We start from the raw sequence: 20,362 nt of genomic DNA on the forward strand, positions 1-20,362 counted from the left end.
GATTCGACGGGGCGCCTGCGGTTTTTGCGCGGCGATCGACGTGTCGAAGCAACGCGCCGTAATCGAGTCTTACATATCCGACAGTTGACGTGACAACGGATTATTGGGCATCTTGTCCGGGTTTCCGTTTGCGGCGGGGTGCCAACCGCCGCGACATCCGCGCCGCATGCCGGCGCGATGCCACGTCATGCCGTATCCGCGATCGTGACGTCGGCGCCCAATCGAGGAGTGCATTCATGTTGAAACCCGAAGTCGACAGCCTGGTTCCCCACGTTCCGTTCTCGCGCCGCAAGTTCATGCAGGCCGCGCTGGGCGGTGCCTTCGCAGCGGCGGTGCTGCCCGTGTCGGCGCAAACGGTCACGACCGACAGCGAAGGGCTGGACGTCGACACCGTCGAGATCCGCTCGGGAGACGCGAGCGTGCCCGCGTATCGCGCGCAGCCGAAGGACAAGACGAACCTGCCGGTCGTCATCGTGATTCACGAGATCTTCGGCGTGCACGCGCACATCGCCGACGTCTGCCGCCGCTTCGCGAAGCTCGGTTATCTCGCCATCGCGCCCGACCTGTTCGTGCGGCAGGGCAATGCGGCGAAGTATCCGACGATCAAGGATCTGTCCGAGCACATCATCAGCAAGGTACCGGACCGGCAGGTGACCGAGGATCTCGATGCGACCGTCGCGTGGGCCGGCAAGAACGGCGGCGACCTGTCGCGTCTCGGCGTGGTCGGGTTCTGCTGGGGCGGCCGTCAGAGCTGGCTGTATGCCGAGCACAACCCGCACGTGCGTGCGGCCGTTGCATGGTACGGGTTCGTCGAAGGCAAGACCGACGAGATGACGCCGTTCAACCCGGTCGATCATGCATCGTTGCTGAAGGTGCCCGTGCTCGGGCTCTATGGCGAGAAGGACGCGAACATCACGCAGGCATCGCTCGCCGACATGCGCAAGGCGATCCAGGCGAGCGATTCGAAGCTCGCGCGCGAATCGGAGATCGTCGTGTATCCGGATGCCGGCCACGCTTTCTTTGCCGATTACCGGCCGAGTTATGTGAAGGCCGATGCGGAGGAGAGCTGGAAGCGCGCGATCGCGTGGTTCCACAAGTACGGCGTGATGTAAACGGCAAGCGGCGGCACATGCCGCCGCTGCGTTGTGGCCGCGCTTACGGTGTCGGGCCGGTTGCGATCGGTCGCGACGGATCGGCGCTCCATTCGCTCCACGAGCCCGGATACAGCGACGCGCCGTGCAGGCCCGCCACCTCCAGTGCAAGCGCATTGTGGCAGGCGGTGACGCCGGAGCCGCATTGCAGGATCACGCGGTTCGGTTCGGTGCCCGCCAGCACCGCGGAAAACGCTTCGCGCAGTTCATGGCCGGTCTTGAAACGGCCGTCCGCGGCGAGGTTGTCCTTGAAGAAGCGGTTGCGCGCACCGGGGATGTGGCCGCCCACACGATCGATCGTTTCGTTTTCGCCGCGGTAGCGGTCGGGTGCGCGCGCATCGATCACGACGCGCGTGGGTGTGCTCACGTTGGCGAGCACGGCAGCCGCGTCGACCGTCGATTCGAGCGGCGCCGCCGCGCGGAAATCGCCGGCGGCCGGATGCGGCACGTCGGTCGCCAGAGGCTGGCCGGCTGCTTCCCAGGCCTGCAGGCCGCCGTCGAGCACGGCGACCGAATCGTGGCCGAGCCAGCGCAGCAGCCACCACAGGCGCGCCGCATAGGCGCCGCCCTGCGCGTCATACGCGACGACTTGCTGGCCCTGCTTGAGGCCTCGGCTCGCGAGCAGCGTGGCGAGTGCGTCGCGGGTCGGCAGCGGATGGCGGCCGTTGGTGCCCGTCTTGCGGCCCGACAGGTCGCGGTCGAGATGAAGATACTGTGCGCCGGGGATATGGCCGGCCGCATACGCGGCTTCGCCGGCGGCGGGATCGGCGAGATCGAAGCGGCAATCGAACAGTACGACGCTGCCGGGCGCCGCCGCCAGGCGCTCGGCGAGATTGGCGGCGGAAATGAGCGTGGTGTAGTGGGTGTGTGGCATGACGGCTCCCTGGAGTGCGAATGGCCTGACATTCCAAGTCTAAACAAAAAAAGACGGGCCGAAGCCCGTCTTTTCGTCTGCCGGATGCCGTGCGGCGTCAAAGCGCCGCACCGGCTGTCAGATGTCGCCGAGGTGGCGGCGCAGGAACTCGTGGAAGTGCTGCATGCCGTCTTCCATCGGGCTCTGGTACGGGCCGACCTGCGACTCGCCGCGTGCCATCAGCGCACGGCGGCCTGCGTCCATCCGCATCGCGATCTCATCGTCCTCGACGGCCGTTTCCATATAGGCGGCGCGTTCCGCCTCGACGAATTCGCGTTCGAACAGCGCGATTTCCTCGGGGTAATAGAACTCGACGATGTTGGTCGTCTTTTGCGGGCCTTGCGGGATCAGCCACGACACGACGAGCACGTGCGGGTACCACTCGATCATCAGGCCCGGGTAGTAGACCATCCAGATCGCGCCGAACTCCGGCGGCACGCCGTTGCGGAACTTGAGCACCTGCTCGTGCCATTTCTGGTAAGTCGCGCTGCCCGGTTTCGCGAGTGCGTTGTGCACGCCGACCGTCTGCACGCTGTACCAGTCGCCGAACTCCCACTTGAGATCGTCGCACGACACGAAGCTGCCGAGGCCCGGGTGGAACGGGACGACATGGTAATCCTCGAGATAGACCTCGATGAACGTCTTCCAGTTGTAATCGCACTCGTGCACTTCGACGTGATCGAAGTGGTACTCGGAGAAATCGAAGTGATGCTTCGTGCCGAGATTGGCGAGATCGCGCGCGACATTCCGGCCTTCGGCTTCGAACAGCAGCCCCTGCCAGTTCTGCAGCGGGCTCTTGCCGAGGTTCAGGCACGGCTTGTCGGGGAAGTGCGGCGCGCCGAGCAGCTGGCCTTCCAGGTCGTACGTCCAGCGGTGCAGCGGGCACACGATGTTCTGCGTGTGGCCGCGCCCGTTGAGCATGATCGCCTGCCGGTGGCGGCAGACGTTCGACAGCAGTTCGATCTGGTTCGCGGGGTTGCGGACCAGCACGCGACCTTCCTTCTCGGACGGCAGCGCAAAATAATCCCCCGCCTCGGGCACCATCAACTCGTGCCCGACGTAACGAGGTCCTTTCTTGAAGAGGGTTTCGATCTCGCGCTCGAGTAGCGCCTCATCGAAGTATGCAGTGACTGGAAGCTGGCTGTGGGCCGACTTCAACTGAAGCGCATCGCTCAGATTGGACATTCCCACTCCCGGTGTTAGCGTGAAAGCAGTGAACAACCCAACCATCGAAAAATCGATTTAGGGAAACGGGGAATTATACCCGGTTCGCCTCGCAAGGCTAGGATTAAGTGCCTGATTTGTGTCAATTTTTTGTCGGGCGGCAATCGGAAGGCGCACAATGTGCGTCGAAGGTGGGGCCGGAATATGTAGCGGGTGCCCAAGACGGCAGGTCGGAAAATTCTCTTTTGCCGTAGAATGTCCGACTTGTTTTGAAATTTGACACCCTCGTCCATGGCGAAAACCGCATCCCCAGGCGCCACGCCGCCCGGCAATGGCACCGAACCGTTGCCGGACAATTATGAGATGGCGCTCGCGGAGCTCGAGACGCTGGTTGCCCGGATGGAAGGCGGCGCGTTGAGCCTCGAGGATTCACTGACGGCATACCGCCGCGGTGCGACCCTCGTTGCGTTTTGCCAACAGCAGCTCGAGAAGGTGGAACAGCAGGTTCGCGTGCTCGACGGCGCGACGCTGAAGCCGCTTTCGTCCGGAACGGCCGCCACGGACGGCGAAGACGACGATCTATGACATTCGAACAATGGATGCGGTCCGTGCTTGACCGTGTCGAGGACGCACTCGGCCACTATTTGCCCGCTGAAACCGCGGTGCCGGTGAAACTCCACGAGGCGATGCGCTACGCGGTCCTCGGCGGCGGCAAACGCGTTCGCCCGCTGCTGTGCCATGCAGCAGGCGAACTGACCGGCGCGACGGAAGCGGCGCGCAATGCGGCGGCGGCGGCACTGGAGATGATCCATGTCTACTCGCTCGTGCACGACGACATGCCGTGCATGGACGACGACGCACTGCGTCGCGGCAAGCCGACCGTGCACGTGCAGTACGACGAGCCGACGGCACTGCTGGTCGGCGACGCGCTGCAGTCGCAGGCGTTCGTCGCGCTGACCGATGCCGCTGCGCTGTCGCCGGTGCAGCAGGCCGCGCTCGTGCGCGAGCTGGCGCTGGCGAGCGGCTCGATCGGCATGGCCGGCGGGCAGGCGATCGACCTGGCGAGCGTCGGCCTCAAGCTGACGCGCGAGCAGCTCGAGACGATGCACCGGATGAAGACGGGCGCACTGCTGCGCGCGGCCGTGCGGATGGGCGCGCTGGCCGGCGAGACGCCGTCGGCGGAAACGATGGCGGCGCTCGATGTGTACGCAGGGGCCGTGGGTCTGGCCTTCCAGGTCGTCGACGACATTCTCGACGTCACGACCGATTCGGCGACGCTCGGCAAGACGGCCGGCAAGGATGCGGCGAACGACAAGCCGACCTATGTATCGATCCTCGGCCTCGAGGCGTCGCGCGAGCTCGCAGCACAGCTGCGCGCCGAAGCGCACGACGCGCTGAAACCGTTCGGCGCACGCGCTCAGCGTCTCGCCGAACTTGCCGACCTGGTAGTGAACCGGGTCAGCTGACGCGAAAGCCCGCCGCCGCGCACATGCTACGGTGCGTGCAACAGAATGCGGGCGCGTTTGATTTCCTACAATGGAACGACGATGTACGACTTGCTGAAAACCATCGACGACCCGGCGGACTTGCGCCGCCTCGATCGTCGCCAACTTCAACCGCTCGCGGATGAACTGCGCGCGTTCGTGCTCGACAGTGTGTCGAAGACGGGCGGCCATTTGTCGTCCAACCTCGGGACGGTCGAGCTGACGATCGCGTTGCACTACGTGTTCAACACGCCGAACGATCGCATCGTCTGGGACGTGGGGCACCAGACCTACCCGCACAAGATCCTGACGGGGCGTCGCGACCAGATGCATTCGCTGCGTCAGCAGGACGGCATCTCGGGTTTCCCGCGCCGTTCGGAGTCGGAATACGACACGTTCGGCACCGCGCACTCGAGCACGTCGATCTCGGCCGCGCTCGGCATGGCGATCGGCAGCCAGCTGAACGGCGACGACCGCTTCTCGATCGCCGTGATCGGCGACGGCGCGATGACCGCCGGCATGGCGTTCGAGGCGATGAACAACGCGGGCGTGTCGGAAGACGCGAAAGTGCTCGTGATCCTCAACGACAACGACATGTCGATCTCGCCGCCGGTCGGTGCGCTGAATCGCCATCTCGCACGCCTGATGTCGGGCCGCTTCTACGCGGCTGCGCGCGCGGGCGTCGAGCGCGTGCTGAGCGTTGCACCGCCGGTGCTCGAACTCGCACGCAAGCTCGAGGAGCACGCGAAGGGCATGGTCGTGCCGGCCACGCTGTTCGAAGAGTTCGGCTTCAACTACATCGGCCCGATCGACGGTCACGATCTCGATTCGCTGATCCCGACGCTGCAGAACATCCGCGAACTGCGCGGCCCGCAGTTCCTGCACGTGGTGACGAAGAAAGGCCAGGGCTACAAGCTCGCCGAAGCCGATCCCGTGCTCTACCACGGCCCGGGCAAGTTCAATCCGGCCGAAGGCATCAAGCCGTCCGCCACGCCCGCGAAGAAGACGTACACGCAGGTGTTCGGCGAGTGGCTGTGCGATGAAGCCGAGCGCGACACGCGCGTCGTCGGCATCACGCCCGCGATGCGCGAAGGCTCGGGCATGGTCGAGTTCGAGAAGCGCTTCAAGGATCGCTACTACGACGTCGGCATCGCCGAGCAGCACGCGGTGACGTTCGCCGGCGGCCTCGCGACCGAAGGGCTCAAGCCGGTCGTCGCGATCTACTCGACGTTCCTGCAACGTGCGTACGATCAGCTGATCCACGACGTCGCGCTGCAGAACCTGCCGGTCGTGTTCGCGATCGACCGCGCGGGCCTCGTCGGCGCGGACGGCGCGACGCATGCGGGCGCGTACGATCTCGCGTTCATGCGCTGCATTCCGAACATGACGATCATGGCCGCATCCGACGAGAACGAATGCCGCCAGATGCTGCACACGGCGCTGCAACAGCCGAACCCGACCGCGGTGCGTTATCCGCGCGGCGCGGGTACGGGCGTGGCGACGGTGAAGGAGTTCACGGAGATCCCGCTCGGCAAGGGTGAAGTGCGTCGCCACACGTCGCAGCCGGAAGGCAAGCGCGTCGCGATCCTCGCGTTCGGCACGATGGTCGCACCGTCGCTTGCCGCCGCTGAGGAACTCGATGCAACCGTCGCGAACATGCGCTTCGTGAAGCCGGTCGACGCGGCGCTCGTGCGTGAACTCGCCGAGACGCACGACTACCTCGTCACGGTCGAGGAAGGCTGCGTGATGGGCGGCGCGGGCTCGGCCTGCGTGGAAGCCCTGATGGAGAGTGGGGTTATCCGACCCGTACTACAATTGGGCCTCCCTGACCTGTTCATCGATCACGGCGACCCCGCGAAGCTGCTGTCGCAATGCGGCCTCGACGGCGCGGGTATCGCGAAATCGATTCGCGAACGCTTTCTGAATCCGGCGGCCGATGTCGCCGGTCAGGCGAAGCGCGTCGCATAAGCTGGCGCCGCCCGCGGGCGGTGCCGGTGCGACTGGCGCGACCGGTCTTCATTGATGCGGAAAACATGGGCCTGCGGGCCCATGTTGCTTTTCCGGCTGCCGCATGACGCGGCGTGCGCGTCATCGAACGCGCGGCTTACAAGGATTGAACAAGATGAACCAGATGAATCCCGCCTTCGTGATGCCCGACGTGCAGAGCACGGTGGATACCCGCCAGATTCCGATTCAGCGCGTGGGCGTGAAGGCGGTCCGGCATCCGTTGACGGTGTGTACCGAAGGCGGCGACGTGCAGCCGACCGTCGGCGTCTGGAATCTCGACGTCCGCCTGCCGGCCGACCAGAAGGGTACGCACATGTCGCGCTTCGTCGCGCTGCTCGAAGAGAATCGCGCACCGCTGACGGTCGAGCGTTTTCGCGCGATGCTCGCGTCGATGCTCGAGAAGCTGGAAGCCGAGGCGGGCCGCATCGAGGTCACGTTCCCGTACTTCGTGAACAAGACGGCGCCGGTGTCGGGTGTGCAGAGCCTGCTCGACTATGAAGTGACGCTCGCGGGCGAAAGCCGCAACGGCGACACGCGCCTGTTCCTCAAGGTGCTCGTGCCGGTGACGAGCCTGTGCCCGTGCTCGAAGAAGATCTCGCAATACGGCGCGCACAACCAGCGCTCGCACGTGACGATCGACGCGGAGCTCGCGGCCGACCTGCCGGTCGAGGCGCTGATCCGCATCGCGGAGGAAGAGGCGTCGTGCGAGCTGTGGGGCCTGTTGAAGCGTCCGGACGAGAAGTTCGTCACCGAGCGCGCATACGAGAACCCGAAGTTCGTCGAGGATCTCGTGCGCGACGTCGCGCAGCGTCTCGACGCGGACGAGCGCGTGGTCGCGTATGTGCTCGAAGCCGAGAACTTCGAGTCGATCCACAATCACAGCGCGTATGCATTGATCGAGCGCGACAAGCGGCAGGCTGCATAACGCTGCGTCGTTTTGCCGCGCCGATGAAAAAGGCCGCTCGTATGAGCGGCCTTTTCGTTTGTCGGTGTGGCGTTGTGTCGCGGGGCGTCGCTCAGCGTGCGAGTGACGCGAGATCCCAGCGCGGCTTCACCGTGAAGGCATAGTCGGCATTCGCCTGCTCGGGCCAGCGGCCGAGCCGCAATGCGCCCGCGAGCGCGATCATCGCGCCGTTGTCGGTGCAGAGCGCGAGGTCGGGGTAGTGCACGTCGAAACCGCGCTTGGTCGCGGCGGCCGACAGCGCGGCGCGCAACTGGCGGTTCGCGCCGACACCGCCCGCGACCACGAGGCGCTTGAGCTTCGTTTTCTTCAGCGCGGCGAGCGACTTCGCGACGAGCACGTCGACGGCCGCGTCGACGAAGCCGCGCGCGAGGTCGGCCTTTGCGCGTTCGAGCGCAACGCCCTCCAGCTTCGCCGCTTCGAACTTCTTCATCTGCGTGAGCACGGCCGTCTTCAGGCCGCTGAAGCTGAAGTCGAGATCGCCCGAATGCAGCATCGGGCGCGGCAGCACGACCGCACCCGGCGTGCCGGTTTCGGCGAGCTTCGAGACTTCCGGGCCGCCCGGGTAGCCGAGGCCGATCAGCTTGGCCGTCTTGTCGAATGCTTCGCCGGCCGCGTCGTCGAGCGTTTCGCCGAGCGTCTCGTACACGCCGACGTCGGTCACGCGCATCAGTTGCGTGTGGCCGCCGGACACCAGCAGGGCGACGAACGGGAACGGCGGCGGCTCGTCGACGAGCAGCGGCGACAGCAGGTGGCCTTCAAGGTGATGGATGCCGACGGTCGGCTTGTTCCAGGCAAGCGCGAGCGCATTCGCGATGCTCGCGCCGACCAGCAGCGCGCCGGCGAGGCCGGGGCCCTGGGTGAATGCGATCGCGTCGATGTCGTCGCGACGCGTGCCGCTTTGCGCCATCACTTCCTCGAGCAGCGGCAGCGCGCGGCGGATGTGGTCGCGCGACGCGAGCTCGGGCACGACGCCGCCGTACTCGCGGTGCATCGCGATCTGCGAATGGAGCGCGTGCGCGAGCAGGCCGCGCTGCGTGTCGTAGAGCGCGAGGCCGGTTTCGTCACAGGAGCTTTCGATGCCGAGAACGAGCATGGGTGCGGGCAGGGCGCACCGTATCGAGCGCGCCGCAGGAAGGTCAACGTAACCGGAAATTATAGCAGGCGGGGGCAGGTCGCCGCCGCAGGCAGCCCGGGCCGGAGGCCGGGCGGGTACAATCCGCGCCATGGAAACCTATGACATCGCCGTGATCGGCGCGGGCGCCGCCGGGATGATGAGCGCCGCGGTTGCCGGGCAGCTCGGCCGCCGCGTCGTGCTGATCGACCACGCGCCGCGGCTCGCCGAGAAGATCCGCATCTCGGGCGGCGGCCGCTGCAACTTCACGAATCTTTACGCGGGCCCCGACAACTATCTGTCGGCGAATCCGCATTTCGCGCGCTCGGCGCTGGCGCGCTATACGCCGCGCGACTTCCTCGGGCTGCTCAAGCGCCATCATGTGACCTGGCACGAAAAGCACAAGGGCCAGCTCTTTTGCGACCACGGCAGCGACGCGATCATCGACGTGCTGAAGCACGAGTGCGACGCGGGCGGCATCGCGTGGCGCAGGCCCGTCGTCGTCGACGCGGTGCGCCACGCGCCGGCCGACGGTTTCGCGCTCGACACGCAGCAGGCGGGGACGATCGGCGCGCGCGCACTGATCATCGCGACCGGCGGCCTGTCGATTCCGAAAATCGGCGCGACCGACTTCGGTTACCGGCTCGCCAAGCAGTTCGGCCACAAGCTGATCGACACGCGGCCCGCGCTCGTGCCGCTGACGTTCGCGCAGCAGGACTGGGAGCCGTTCGCGGCGTTGTCCGGTGTATCGCTCGAAGTGCGCGTTTCGACCGGCGACAGGAAGCGCGGCGGAGAATTCGTCGAGGACCTGTTGCTGACCCATCGCGGCCTGTCCGGGCCGGGGATCCTGCAGATTTCGAGTTACTGGCAGCCGGGCGACCCGATCCGCGTCGACCTGTTGCCGCAACGCGATACGGTGGCCGACCTGCTCGATGCGAAGCGCACGTCGAAGCGCCAGATCGGTTCGCTGCTCGCGGACTGGGTGCCGTCGCGCCTCGCGCATGCGTGGCTCGACACGCATCGCGTCGCGGCCGACGCGCGGCTCGCGGACCTGCCCGACAAGACGCTGCGCCAGATCGGCGACGCGCTGTCCGGCTGGACGCTGACGCCGAACGGCACCGAGGGCTACAAGAAGGCCGAAGTGACGAAGGGCGGGGTCGATACGCGCGACCTGTCGTCGGCGACGATGATGAGCGCGCGTGTGCCGGGGCTGTTCTTCGTCGGCGAGGCGGTGGACGTGACGGGCTGGCTCGGCGGCTACAACTTCCAGTGGGCATGGGCGTCCGGCACGGCGGCCGGGCAGGCTGCCGCGGAGTATTCGCGTGGCGCCTGACATGCCGGGCCGACGCCGTTTTGGCGGGACCAGGCCCCGTGCCTTTGGGCAATCGCTCTGCTATACTCGGTAGTCTTTCCCTGCAAACCTTTATTCGTGTCGGATCATGACGATCATTCGCGTTAAAGAGAACGAGCCGTTCGAAGTTGCAATGCGTCGCTTCAAGCGCACGATCGAGAAGAACGGGTTGTTGACCGAACTTCGCGCGCGCGAGTTTTACGAGAAGCCGACCGCGGAGCGCAAGCGCAAGAAGGCGGCAGCGGTGAAGCGTCATTACAAGCGTATCCGCAGCCAGACGCTGCCGAAGAAGCTGTACTGAACGATTGGGCGCCGCGCGGTTCGCTGAGCGGCGCACCGGCGACTCCGCGCGATCGGGCGATCGCGGAAGATCGAGCATGATCGTGCGACCGATCAGGCGAGCCGCCGATGCCGGATTCGAGCAACCCGCTTGAGACACAGTCCCAAGCGGGTTTTTGTGTTGACGCCCGTATGGCGGGCGTCGGATTCACGTTTCCTTCCCGGGTGAAAGATGAGTTTGAAAGAGCAGATCAGCGAAGACATGAAGGCCGCGATGCGCGCGAAGGAAAGCGAGCGCCTGGCAACGATTCGCCTGCTGATGGCCGCGATCAAGCAGCGCGAAGTCGACGATCAGATCACCCTCGACGATGCGGGCATCACGGCCGTGATCGACAAGATGATCAAGCAGCGCAAGGATTCGATCAGCCAGTTCCAGGCCGCCGGCCGTGACGACCTCGTCGCGAAGGAGCAGGCGGAACTGGTCGTGCTGAGCGGCTACATGCCCGAGCAGCTGTCGGAGGCCGAGGTGGCCGCCGAAGTCCAGGCCGCGGTCGCGCAGACGGGCGCGGCGGGCCCGCAGGACATGGGCAAGGTGATGGGCGTCCTGAAGGGCAAGCTCGCCGGCCGTGCCGACATGACGGCCATTTCCGCACTGGTCAAGGCCGCGCTTTCGAAGTAACACCTGTCTCCCCGGTGCGCGCGGTGCGTGCGCCGGGGTGTCGTATTGTCTTTTTTCGCTCGATCCCACGGTGATTCCGCATTCGTTCCTGCAGGATTTGCTGAACCGCGTCGATATCGTCGACGTGGTGGGCCGGTACGTGCAGCTCAAGAAGGGCGGCGCCAACTTCATGGGGCTGTGCCCGTTCCATAACGAGAAAAGCCCGTCGTTTACGGTCAGCCCGACCAAGCAGTTCTATCACTGCTTCGGCTGCGGCGCGCACGGCACGGCGATCGGCTTCCTGATGGAACACGCGGGTCTTACGTTCCCGGAAGCCGTGCAGGAGCTCGCGCAGTCGGTCGGCCTGACCGTACCGCACGAGCCGTCGATGCGTGGCGGCGGTGGGGGCGGAGGCGGTGGCGATTATCCGGCGCCGGTGTCGAAATCGGTTGCGACCGCGCTGTCCGATGCAATGACCGCCGCGTGCGACTACTACCGCAAGCAATTGCGTGGCGCGACCGTCGCGATCCAGTACCTGAAAAACCGGGGCCTGACCGGCGAGATCGCCGCACGCTTCGGCCTCGGCTATGCGCCGGACGGCTGGCAGAACCTCGAGGCAGCATTCCCCGACTATCGCGACGAGTCGCTCGTCGAGTCGGGGCTCGTGATCGTCAGCGAGAAGACCGATGCGCAGGGCGTCGCGCGCCGCTACGACCGGTTCCGCGAGCGGATCATGTTCCCGATCCGCAATGTGAAGGGGCAAGTGATCGGCTTCGGCGGCCGCGTGCTCGGCAGCGGCGAGCCGAAGTACCTGAACTCGCCTGAAACCCCGTTGTTCAACAAGGGGAGCGAGCTGTACGGCCTGTTCGAGGCGCGGCTCGCGATTCGCGAGCGCAAGTACGTGCTGGTCGTCGAAGGCTACATGGACGTCGTCGCGCTCGCGCAGCTCGGGTTCCCGAACGCGGTCGCGACACTCGGCACCGCGTGTACGCCGATTCACGTGCAGAAGCTGCTGCGCCAGACCGATACGGTCATTTTCAGTTTCGACGGCGATTCGGCCGGGCGGCGGGCGGCCCGGCGCGCGCTCGAGGCATGCCTGCCGCATGCCGGCGACAACCGTACGATCCGGTTCCTGTTTTTGCCGGCCGAGCACGATCCGGACAGCTACGTGCGCGAATTCGGCGCGGATGCGTTCTCCGAACAGGTCGAGCGCGCGATGCCGCTGTCGCAATTTCTGCTGAACGAAGCAATTGCCGGCAAGGCGCTCGATCAGCCGGAAGGCCGCGCGAAGGCGTTGTTCGATGCGAAGCCGATGTTGCAGGCGCTGCCCGCGAACGCGTTGCGCGCGCAGATCATGCACATGTTCGCCGACCGCCTCGATATCCCGTTCGAAGAGGTCGCGGGGCTGTCCGACGTCGATACGCGGATCGCGGCACCGCCGCGCCAGGCGCCCGCACGCAGCGAGCGGCGCCGCGTGACGGACAGCGAAAAGCGTGCGTTGCGCACGCTGGTGATGCATCCGCGCATCGCGTCGCAGCTCGACGATGAACAGATTGCGACCCTGCGTGCGTTGCCGCGCATCGGCGAACTGTTCGCGGAGGTCGTCGATCATGCCCGCGCGCTGGGCGACGGCGCGGAGTTCCGGCTGCTTTCCGATGTCCTGCGGACGTCCTCGAATGGAGCGACTTACGAGGAAATCTTCCGCGAAATTCTGGACTATGATGAAAACGTCCGCGATTTGCTGTTACAGAATCCGGAAGACGAGACGGTGCCCGAGCGGCAGCGTGAGCAGGAACGGATCGCGGGGGAGGAGTTGCAGGCCGCGGTGCTCAAGATGCGTTACGACGCTTGCTGCGACCGGCTTGACAGGCTGGCGCGGCAATCCACCTTCACACCCGAGGAATTGGCCGAATTGACGGAATTGAACCAGCAGCGAACCGACATGAAGCGTCGGCTCGGGCTGTAGGCGGCCGGGGAGCTTAGAGAGGGTTCCCCAGCGTGCTATAATATAAGGTTTCCAGCGGTTTGTTTTCCAAGCAAAGGCGAGAATCGCGATGGCAAAGACGACAGGCGGAAAGAAAGCAACAGGCAAGGGCTCGACGGAGCCGACCAAGAAGGTCACAGCGGCCAAGTCTGCTTCTTCCACCAGGACAACGTCTTCAGCCACGTCAGCCCCAGCAGGAAAAAAAACCGCGGCCGGCACTGCTCAGGCTGCGCCGGCGCCGGCAGCCAGAACACGGGCTGCCGCCAGACCCGACTCCGGGCCGGCCAAGCCGGCGGCGAAGCGGGCAAGTGCGAAAAGCGCAAGGGACACGACTGCCGCCGCGGACGAAACGGCAGTACGTACTACTCATGCACCCACGGTTCAACCGGCTGTCGTCCAGCAGCCGCGAGTCGATATAGCCGGTACGGCGAACTCCATGACCAAAAAGCTGAACGAAGTATCCGTCGAAGACGACGCAAATCAGAGCGACGAGCAGCCCGCAGCAGCAGCGGCTGCACCGGGCAAATCCAAGGTGCGCGACCGTCGCGCCAAGGAAAAGGCGCTGCTGAAGGAAGCGTTCGCGACGAGCACGCCGGGTACGGCCGAGGAGCTCGAAGAGCGCCGCGTGAAACTGCGCGCGCTGATCAAGCTCGGCAAGGAGCGCGGCTTCCTCACGTACGCCGAAATCAACGACCACCTGCCGGACAACTTCACCGAGACCGAAGCCCTCGAAGGCATCATCGGCACGTTCAACGACATGGGCGTGGCGGTCTACGAGCAGGCGCCGGACGCGGAAACGCTGCTCCTGAACGACAACGCGCCCGCCGCGTCGTCGGACGATGAAGTCGAAGAGGAAGCGGAAGTCGCGCTGTCCACCGTCGATTCGGAATTCGGCCGCACGACCGATCCGGTCCGGATGTACATGCGCGAAATGGGCACGGTCGAGCTGCTCACGCGTGAAGGCGAAATCGAGATCGCGAAGCGGATCGAGGACGGCCTGCGCCACATGGTGATGGCCATCTCCGCGTGCCCGACGACGATCGCCGACATCCTCGCGATGGCCGAACGCGTCGCGAACGAAGAGATCCGCGTCGACGAGCTCGTCGACGGCCTGCTCGATCCGAATGCTGCGGACGCCGCCGATACCGACGGCTTCTCCGCGAAGGAAGCGGAAGCCATCGAGAACGAGGACGAGGAAGCCGAAGAGGAAGAGGAAGAAGAGGAAGAGGAGGAAGATGACGGTGCCGCACAGGCATCGGCCAACGCCGCTCAGCTCGAAGCCCTCAAGCGTGCGTCGCTCGAGAAGTTCTCGCAGATCAGCGAGTGGTTCGACAAGATGCGCCGCGCGTTCGAAAAGGAAGGCTACAAGTCGAAGGCCTACCTGAAGGCGCAGGAAACGATCCAGACCGAACTGATGACGATCCGCTTCACCGCGCGTACCGTCGAACGCCTGTGCGACACGCTGCGTGCGCAGGTGGACGAAGTGCGTCAGGTCGAACGCCAGATCCTGCACATCGTCGTCGACAAGTGCGGCATGCCGCGTTCGGAATTCATCGCGCGCTTCCCGGGCAGCGAAACCGACCTCGACTGGGCCGAGAAGATCATGGCCGAAGGCCATTCGTACAGCGCGGTGCTGTCGCGTAACATTCCGGCGATTCGCGAACAGCAGCAGCGCCTGCTCGACCTGCAGGCGCGTGTCGTGCTGCCGCTGAAGGACCTGAAGGAAACCAACCGCCAGATGGCGGCCGGCGAACTGAAGGCGCGCCAGGCGAAGCGTGAAATGACCGAGGCCAACCTGCGTCTCGTGATCTCGATCGCGAAGAAGTACACGAACCGCGGCCTGCAGTTCCTCGACCTGATCCAGGAAGGCAACATCGGCCTGATGAAGGCGGTGGACAAGTTCGAATACCGTCGCGGCTACAAGTTCTCGACCTACGCGACGTGGTGGATCCGCCAGGCCATCACGCGCTCGATCGCGGACCAGGCGCGCACGATCCGTATTCCGGTTCACATGATCGAGACGATCAACAAGATGAACCGCATCTCGCGGCAGATCCTGCAGGAAACCGGTCTCGAGCCGGATCCGGCAACGCTCGCCGAGAAGATGGAGATGCCGGAAGACAAGATCCGCAAGATCATGAAGATCGCGAAGGAGCCGATCTCGATGGAAACGCCGATCGGTGACGACGACGATTCCCATCTCGGCGACTTCATCGAGGACACCAACACGGTCGCGCCGGCGGATGCCGCGCTGCATGCGAGCATGCGCGACGTCGTGAAGGACGTGCTCGATTCGCTGACGCCGCGCGAGGCGAAGGTGCTGCGGATGCGCTTCGGTATCGAGATGAGCACCGATCACACGCTCGAGGAAGTCGGCAAGCAGTTCGACGTCACGCGTGAACGGATCCGTCAGATCGAGGCCAAGGCGCTGCGCAAGCTGCGTCACCCGAGCCGTTCCGACAAGCTGAAGTCGTTCCTCGAAGGGAACTGATTTCCAGCGTCTCTCCTGCGAACGCCGCCGGTATCCGCGTGATGCCGGTGGCGTTTGTCTCCTTTGTTGTTACAATGCCGGCCCGGCTTCTTTGCCGGGGCAGCGTGTGACACGCTTCGATTCTTTTCAGGGCTTGTAGCTCAGCGGTTAGAGCAGTCGACTCATAATCGATTGGTCGCGGGTTCGAACCCCGCCGGGCCCACCAGATTTCATGCGCGCGCTCGCGCCGCATGCCGAGAACCCGCGATGGCTTCATGCGTCGCGGGTTTTTCTTTGTATCGACGCGTGCCGCGATCAGGAAAGTACCGAGAGGGTGCCGCGCCGCTGTCAATCGAAGTATGCTGTAGCGCGGCCGTTCCACACGCGACACCGGGTACGGCCGAACAAAAACCAGGCAGCCCCGCGATCCATCCGGCGGCGAGAACAAACAGACTTCGGCCGGGAGCGGGACGGCAATCATGACCATGCTGCGTTCGTGGGGTGCGATTCTTTCGTTGCTGGCGCTCGTCGCATGCGCGAGCCTGCCGCCGCAGGCCGATCGCGCGCCGACGCACGCATACACCGATACGGACAACACGCGGCTGGGCGTCGCGTTCCAGCAGCAAGCCAGCGCCCATCCCGGGCAGGACGCGTTTCACCTGCTGACCGATCCGGTCGACGCGCTGGATGCACGCGTGTTGCTCGCCGATCGCGCGGACCGTTCGCTCGACCTTCAGTACTACATCTGGCACGACGACCTGACCGGGCACGAACTGGCCGACGCGATCATTCGCGCGGCGGATCGCGGCGTCCGCGTGCGTGCGCTGCTCGACGATCTCGGCACGAACGCGGACGACCGCAAGCTGCTCGAGATCAGTTCACACCCGAACATCGAGATCCGGCTGTTCAATCCGGTCGCCACGCGGCGGTTCAAGAAGATCGGCACGGTGTTCGAGTTCGCGCGCGTCAACCGGCGCATGCACAACAAGGCGATGATCGCGGACAACCAGGCGGCGATCGTCGGCGGCCGCAATATCGGCGACGAGTATTTCGGCGCATCGTCGATGCTGGAGTTCGGCGATCTCGATGTCGTCGTCCACGGCCCGGTCGTGAAGGACATCTCGACCGAATTCGACACGTTCTGGAATTCCCCGTACGCGTATCCGATCAGCGCGCTGGTCGGGCACGAGGCGGCACCGGGCGGGCTGGACCGCGAGCGCGAACGGTTGCGCGACTACCTGAGGGCCATGGAGGACAATCCGTACGTGCTCGAGGCCAGGCAGCGGCTCGACCGGATCGTTCACGGGCAGGGCACGGAACTGTCGTGGGGGCGCGCAACGGTGCTGTACGACGATCCGTCGAAGATCGCGCACGCGCCGAAGGACAGCGACGGGCATTTGATGCCGCAACTGCGGGCGCTCGCGTTGCAGCCCGAACATGACCTGCTGATCGTGTCGCCGTATTTCGTGCCGGGCAAGGATGTCGTCGAGCGGCTGCGCGCGCTCACGGCGCGCGGCGTGCGCGTCACGGTGCTGACCAACTCGCTCGCGTCGACCGACGTGGCGGCCGTGCATGCGGGCTACCGGCATTACCGGAGCGATCTCGTGGCAGCCGGCGTGCGGCTTTACGAACGGCGGCCGTCGGGCGACAAGAGCATCTCGAAGCAGGTCATCATCGGATCGTCGCGTGCGTCGCTGCATGCGAAGACCTACGTGTTCGACCACAAGAGCATTTTCATCGGTTCGATGAATCTCGATCCGCGTTCGCTGAACCTCAATACGGAGATCGGCGTTTACTGCGAGAGCCCGGCGATTGCGTCGCAGGTGGCGAACGATCTGGAAGCGCGGCTCGATCGAATCGCGTGGCGCGTCGAGCCGAGGACCGATCCGGCAGGCAACGGACAGCTCAAGTGGATTCAGACCGATTCGGACGGGAAGGTCACCGAGCTCGATCACGAACCGGAAGTGTCGGCCGGGCGGCGGATGGAAGTCTGGTTTCTCGGGCTGTTTCCGCTGGAATCGCAACTGTGAGCGAGGATGCCGCGTGTGACGCTCAGCCACGCGTGCGGCTCTGCTCGTCGATGACGGCTGCGAGCTGCATCGTCGCGGTCTCGATCGTCGCATCGCTCAGCCCGGAGTATCCCAGCACGAAGCCGTTGTACGGCCGGCCGTCGCCGATCCGGTAGCTGCTCAGCGGCTGAAGCAGCAGGCCACGCGAGGCTGCGGCGCGGGCGACGTCGGTATCGCGCAGCGGGAGCGCGAGATCCGCCGACAGATGCATGCCGCCCGGGCTTTCCCGAATGCTCAGCGCGGTGCCGAGGTGGCGGGCGAGTGACGTTTCCAGGTTGTTCCGCCGCTCGGCATACAGCGTCCTCATCCTGCGCAGGTGCCGCGCAAAGAGGCCGGTGTCGATGAACTCGGCCATCGCGAGTTGATCGGCCGGGTGGCCGCGATGAACGAGTTCGCGCAGCGTTCGGGTGAAGCGGTCGACCAGAACCGGCGGAACCACCATGAAGCCGAGCCGAAGGGCGGGAAACATCGTCTTGCTGAAGGTGCCGAGATAGCAGACCGGTGCGTCGGCATGCAGGCCCTGGATCGCGGGCAGCGGCTCGCCGTCGTGGCGGAACTCGCTGTCGTAGTCGTCCTCGATGATCCACGCACCGCACGCACGTGCGTGCTCGACGAGCGCCGCTCGTCGCCGGGGGCTCATCAGCGCGCCGAGCGGGTATTGATGCGACGGCGTCGTATAGATCAGCCGGGGCGGCCGGGTGCGCCACTGTTCGTCGGTGGGCGCCATCCCTTCGCGGTCGACCTCGATTGGCACGATATCGAGGCCGGTCGAGCGGAATGCGGTACGGGCGCCGTTGTAGCAGGGGTTCTCGAGCCAGCCGGGTTCGCCGGGATTCGCCAGCATGCGCGCGCACAGTTCGAGGCTGCCTTGCGTGCCGTCGGTGATGAATACCTGGCCTGTTTCGCAGCGCACGCCTCGTGAGACGCGAATATAGGCCGCCACGGCACGCCGCAATTCGGGCAGCCCTTCGACCGGACCGTATGCGAGCTGCGCGGGCTTGATGATTTTCCATGCACGCTCGATGCAACGGCGCCATTGGGCAACGGGGAATTCGTCGAGCGACGGAAGACCGGGAACGAACGGCAGCATGCGTTCGGGTTCGGGATCGGCGTTCTCCAGCCCGTGCACGCGCTCGGACAAGCGAACCGTGGCCGGCCCGCTCTCGAGCCCGGCGCTCGAACGGCCGCATCCGTCCCAGCGCGTGATCGTACCGTTGCGCGTGGCCGACACGAAGCCTTCCTCGGCAAGGCGCTCGTACGCATAGACCGCCGAATTGCGCGCGATGCCCAACTCGGCCGCGAGCACGCGGGTCGACACGAGCCGTGTGCCGGACGGGATATGCCCGTCCAGCAGCATGTTGCGCAGGCTCCGGTAGAGGGCCTCCTGCTGGCTGTGGCGTGTCGTGCCGTCCTGTCTGGAAAGCGATGAGCGGAGCAGCGCGAGATCCATGGGCTGGTTCCAGAATTTTTCGGTGAGCTGGTTCTTTTGAAGATTCGGCGCGCATCGTATCGTTCACGTTCTCGCGGTGCCGGCCGGTGCGCGGGGCCTTCCGGCGATCGTCCCCGATTGCGGCACGCGCGTATTTTGATCGATTTGAAGCGCGACTGTCGACGGGGCGATCGATCGGTCGTTCAGGCGTGGAAGTCGCACGCGTTTAATTCGATTAACTTCGCAGTACAAATATATTCCGTGCGGATCATCGAGCCTTGCCGGAACGCGCGCCGCTCGATGTGCGCAAGGGCGCGCGAACAGGAAAACGAAACATGAAAGACCAGACCGTCATCGCTTCCACACCCCGCACCACCATTCGCCGCCTGCCGGAATTGGCGAATCGCGATCGCACGACGCTTCATCGCATCGTGGACGAAGCCTACGTCTGCCACATCGCGTTCGGTGCAGGCGAGGACACGCATTGCATCCCGACCGCGCACTGGAGACGGGGCGATGACCTCTATATTCACGGGTCCAACGGTAGCCGGATGATCAAGGCGCTGTCGGCGGGCGCGCCGGCCTCCGTCGCGATTACGTTGCTGGACGGGCTCGTGCTGGCCAGATCGGCCTTCAACCATTCGATGAATTATCGATCCGCGGTGATCTACGGGCGGTTCGACGTCGTGGCGGGCCGTGACGACAAGCTGGCGGCGCTGGATGCGTTGATGGACAAGATCGCACCCGGTCGCAAGCATGATGCGCGGCCCGGCAACGAGAAGGAAATCAATGCGACCAGCGTGCTGCGGATTGCGCTTGCGGAAGCGGCGGTGAAAGTCAGCGATTCGCTGCCTTCCGACAAGGATGAAGATCTCGCGCTCGCTGTCTGGACGGGAGTCCTGCCGCTGAAGACGACGCGCGGCGCACCGGTTCATGCCGACGGCAACATGCCGGCGCCGGACTACGTCCGGAACTGGGCCGATTGAGTTGTGCGGCAAGGCCGCTAGGTTTCGCGGAAGACGGCGGGGTACGGCGTTTGGGGCGTGCTCGCGTCGCGTGGCCGCACGACGCGCGTTTCGCCGGCAGGCGGTGTGGATACCGCACTGCCGCGATGGGGTGCGTTTCACTCGGTGCGATGCTCACGTTTTGGTAATGAACATGAAGGTTGTGTGCGCAACTATTTAAGGGGTGGCGAATGCGTCGTCGCACCGGATGCTGCCCCGCGAGATCGCGCGGAACGCAAAAAACCGCGACGGCCTGGCAGTCATCGCGGGTGATTTGAACGACCGCATCCGGTTCCATGCGTGCGCTTCGAAGCGCACGCGGAA

The 20,362-nt window shown here is 65.2% G+C and carries 16 protein-coding genes and 1 tRNA gene; 13 read left to right on the forward strand and 4 right to left on the reverse strand.

All coding sequences use genetic code 11. From position 1 onward, the window contains the following. Window positions 1–236: 236 nt before the first annotated feature. The gene (locus L810_RS23670) at window positions 237–1,112 is read left to right on the forward strand and encodes a dienelactone hydrolase family protein (RefSeq protein ID WP_021160848.1); all 876 of its coding nucleotides are present in this window, start codon (window positions 237–239) and stop codon (window positions 1,110–1,112) included. Window positions 1,113–1,155: 43 nt separating this feature from the next. On the opposite strand, the gene L810_RS23675 is transcribed toward L810_RS23670, so the two are convergent. Next, window positions 1,156–2,025: a sulfurtransferase gene (locus L810_RS23675; protein ID WP_021160849.1), complete on the reverse strand. Its 870-nt coding sequence runs from the start codon at window positions 2,023–2,025 to the stop codon at window positions 1,156–1,158. A gap of 117 nt (window positions 2,026–2,142) precedes the next feature. After that, window positions 2,143–3,249, reverse strand: a complete 1,107-nt coding sequence (locus tag L810_RS23680) for an aromatic ring-hydroxylating oxygenase subunit alpha (protein ID WP_021160850.1) — start codon at window positions 3,247–3,249, stop codon at window positions 2,143–2,145. Window positions 3,250–3,519: 270 nt separating this feature from the next. Between L810_RS23680 and L810_RS23685 the strand changes: the two genes are divergently transcribed. The 4 genes from L810_RS23685 to folE2 all read left to right on the forward strand — a co-directional run bounded on the left by L810_RS23685 (window position 3,520) and on the right by folE2 (window position 7,644). Next, window positions 3,520–3,813 (forward strand): exodeoxyribonuclease VII small subunit, encoded by a 294-nt coding sequence (locus L810_RS23685; RefSeq protein ID WP_011355806.1) that lies wholly within the window; start codon window positions 3,520–3,522, stop codon window positions 3,811–3,813. Continuing rightward, on the forward strand, window positions 3,810–4,694 hold the full coding sequence (locus L810_RS23690) for a polyprenyl synthetase family protein (protein ID WP_042975833.1): 885 nt from the start codon (window positions 3,810–3,812) through the stop codon (window positions 4,692–4,694). Before L810_RS23685 ends, L810_RS23690 begins: the two co-directional genes overlap by 4 nt. Before the next feature lie 81 nt (window positions 4,695–4,775). After that, window positions 4,776–6,680 carry a 1-deoxy-D-xylulose-5-phosphate synthase gene (gene dxs / locus L810_RS23695; RefSeq protein ID WP_021160852.1) on the forward strand — a complete coding sequence of 635 codons (1,905 nt, stop codon included), beginning with the start codon at window positions 4,776–4,778 and terminating at the stop codon, window positions 6,678–6,680. 154 nt (window positions 6,681–6,834) lie between these two features. Continuing rightward, window positions 6,835–7,644: a GTP cyclohydrolase FolE2 gene (gene folE2, locus L810_RS23700; protein ID WP_021160853.1), complete on the forward strand. Its 810-nt coding sequence runs from the start codon at window positions 6,835–6,837 to the stop codon at window positions 7,642–7,644. Window positions 7,645–7,735: 91 nt separating this feature from the next. On the opposite strand, the gene tsaD is transcribed toward folE2, so the two are convergent. Continuing rightward, complete coding sequence (tsaD, locus tag L810_RS23705) at window positions 7,736–8,776, reverse strand: tRNA (adenosine(37)-N6)-threonylcarbamoyltransferase complex transferase subunit TsaD (RefSeq protein ID WP_042975834.1); 1,041 nt, start codon at window positions 8,774–8,776, stop codon at window positions 7,736–7,738. A 130-nt stretch (window positions 8,777–8,906) separates the two neighbouring features. On the opposite strand from tsaD, the gene L810_RS23710 reads away from it, so the two are divergent. From L810_RS23710 to L810_RS23740, 7 genes are all read left to right on the forward strand, one after another. Then, window positions 8,907–10,127 (forward strand): NAD(P)/FAD-dependent oxidoreductase, encoded by a 1,221-nt coding sequence (locus tag L810_RS23710; RefSeq protein WP_021160854.1) that lies wholly within the window; start codon window positions 8,907–8,909, stop codon window positions 10,125–10,127. Between the two features lie 106 nt (window positions 10,128–10,233). Continuing rightward, window positions 10,234–10,446, forward strand: coding sequence for a 30S ribosomal protein S21 (gene rpsU, locus L810_RS23715; protein WP_006479415.1), 213 nt, complete (start codon window positions 10,234–10,236; stop codon window positions 10,444–10,446). 210 nt (window positions 10,447–10,656) lie between these two features. Further along, window positions 10,657–11,103 (forward strand): GatB/YqeY domain-containing protein, encoded by a 447-nt coding sequence (locus L810_RS23720; protein ID WP_021160855.1) that lies wholly within the window; start codon window positions 10,657–10,659, stop codon window positions 11,101–11,103. 70 nt (window positions 11,104–11,173) lie between these two features. After that, the gene (gene dnaG / locus L810_RS23725; protein ID WP_042975837.1) at window positions 11,174–13,048 is read left to right on the forward strand and encodes a DNA primase; all 1,875 of its coding nucleotides are present in this window, start codon (window positions 11,174–11,176) and stop codon (window positions 13,046–13,048) included. Between the two features lie 88 nt (window positions 13,049–13,136). Beyond that, window positions 13,137–15,557, forward strand: a complete 2,421-nt coding sequence (gene rpoD / locus L810_RS23730) for an RNA polymerase sigma factor RpoD (RefSeq protein ID WP_081052572.1) — start codon at window positions 13,137–13,139, stop codon at window positions 15,555–15,557. Window positions 15,558–15,686: 129 nt separating this feature from the next. After that, window positions 15,687–15,762, forward strand: a tRNA-Ile gene (locus tag L810_RS23735). 253 nt (window positions 15,763–16,015) lie between these two features. After that, window positions 16,016–17,566: a phospholipase D family protein gene (locus L810_RS23740; protein ID WP_042975839.1), complete on the forward strand. Its 1,551-nt coding sequence runs from the start codon at window positions 16,016–16,018 to the stop codon at window positions 17,564–17,566. 22 nt (window positions 17,567–17,588) lie between these two features. On the opposite strand, the gene pdxR is transcribed toward L810_RS23740, so the two are convergent. Then, window positions 17,589–19,055 carry a MocR-like pyridoxine biosynthesis transcription factor PdxR gene (pdxR, locus tag L810_RS23745; protein WP_021160860.1) on the reverse strand — a complete coding sequence of 489 codons (1,467 nt, stop codon included), beginning with the start codon at window positions 19,053–19,055 and terminating at the stop codon, window positions 17,589–17,591. Window positions 19,056–19,369: 314 nt separating this feature from the next. Here pdxR and L810_RS23750 point away from each other — a divergent pair, with 314 nt between their 5' ends. Next, a complete protein-coding gene (locus tag L810_RS23750) occupies window positions 19,370–20,020 on the forward strand; it encodes a pyridoxamine 5'-phosphate oxidase family protein (protein ID WP_042975850.1) in 651 nt (216 codons plus the stop codon). Window positions 20,021–20,362: the final 342 nt, after the last annotated feature.

Origin of the sequence: Burkholderia sp. AU4i, assembly GCF_000466765.1 — a bacterium.
Taxonomy (GTDB): domain Bacteria; phylum Pseudomonadota; class Gammaproteobacteria; order Burkholderiales; family Burkholderiaceae; genus Burkholderia; species Burkholderia cepacia.

Coding starts and splice junctions, on each gene's coding strand:
- L810_RS23670 (WP_021160848.1), top strand. CDS start 237: ATGTTGAAACCCGAAGTCGACAGCCTGGTTCCCCACGTTCCGTTCTCG.
- L810_RS23675 (WP_021160849.1), bottom strand. CDS start 2,025: ATGCCACACACCCACTACACCACGCTCATTTCCGCCGCCAATCTCGCC.
- L810_RS23680 (WP_021160850.1), bottom strand. CDS start 3,249: ATGTCCAATCTGAGCGATGCGCTTCAGTTGAAGTCGGCCCACAGCCAG.
- L810_RS23685 (WP_011355806.1), top strand. CDS start 3,520: ATGGCGAAAACCGCATCCCCAGGCGCCACGCCGCCCGGCAATGGCACC.
- L810_RS23690 (WP_042975833.1), top strand. CDS start 3,810: ATGACATTCGAACAATGGATGCGGTCCGTGCTTGACCGTGTCGAGGAC.
- dxs (WP_021160852.1), top strand. CDS start 4,776: ATGTACGACTTGCTGAAAACCATCGACGACCCGGCGGACTTGCGCCGC.
- folE2 (WP_021160853.1), top strand. CDS start 6,835: ATGAACCAGATGAATCCCGCCTTCGTGATGCCCGACGTGCAGAGCACG.
- tsaD (WP_042975834.1), bottom strand. CDS start 8,776: ATGCTCGTTCTCGGCATCGAAAGCTCCTGTGACGAAACCGGCCTCGCG.
- L810_RS23710 (WP_021160854.1), top strand. CDS start 8,907: ATGGAAACCTATGACATCGCCGTGATCGGCGCGGGCGCCGCCGGGATG.
- rpsU (WP_006479415.1), top strand. CDS start 10,234: ATGACGATCATTCGCGTTAAAGAGAACGAGCCGTTCGAAGTTGCAATG.
- L810_RS23720 (WP_021160855.1), top strand. CDS start 10,657: ATGAGTTTGAAAGAGCAGATCAGCGAAGACATGAAGGCCGCGATGCGC.
- rpoD (WP_081052572.1), top strand. CDS start 13,137: ATGGCAAAGACGACAGGCGGAAAGAAAGCAACAGGCAAGGGCTCGACG.
- L810_RS23740 (WP_042975839.1), top strand. CDS start 16,016: ATGACCATGCTGCGTTCGTGGGGTGCGATTCTTTCGTTGCTGGCGCTC.
- pdxR (WP_021160860.1), bottom strand. CDS start 19,055: ATGGATCTCGCGCTGCTCCGCTCATCGCTTTCCAGACAGGACGGCACG.
- L810_RS23750 (WP_042975850.1), top strand. CDS start 19,370: ATGAAAGACCAGACCGTCATCGCTTCCACACCCCGCACCACCATTCGC.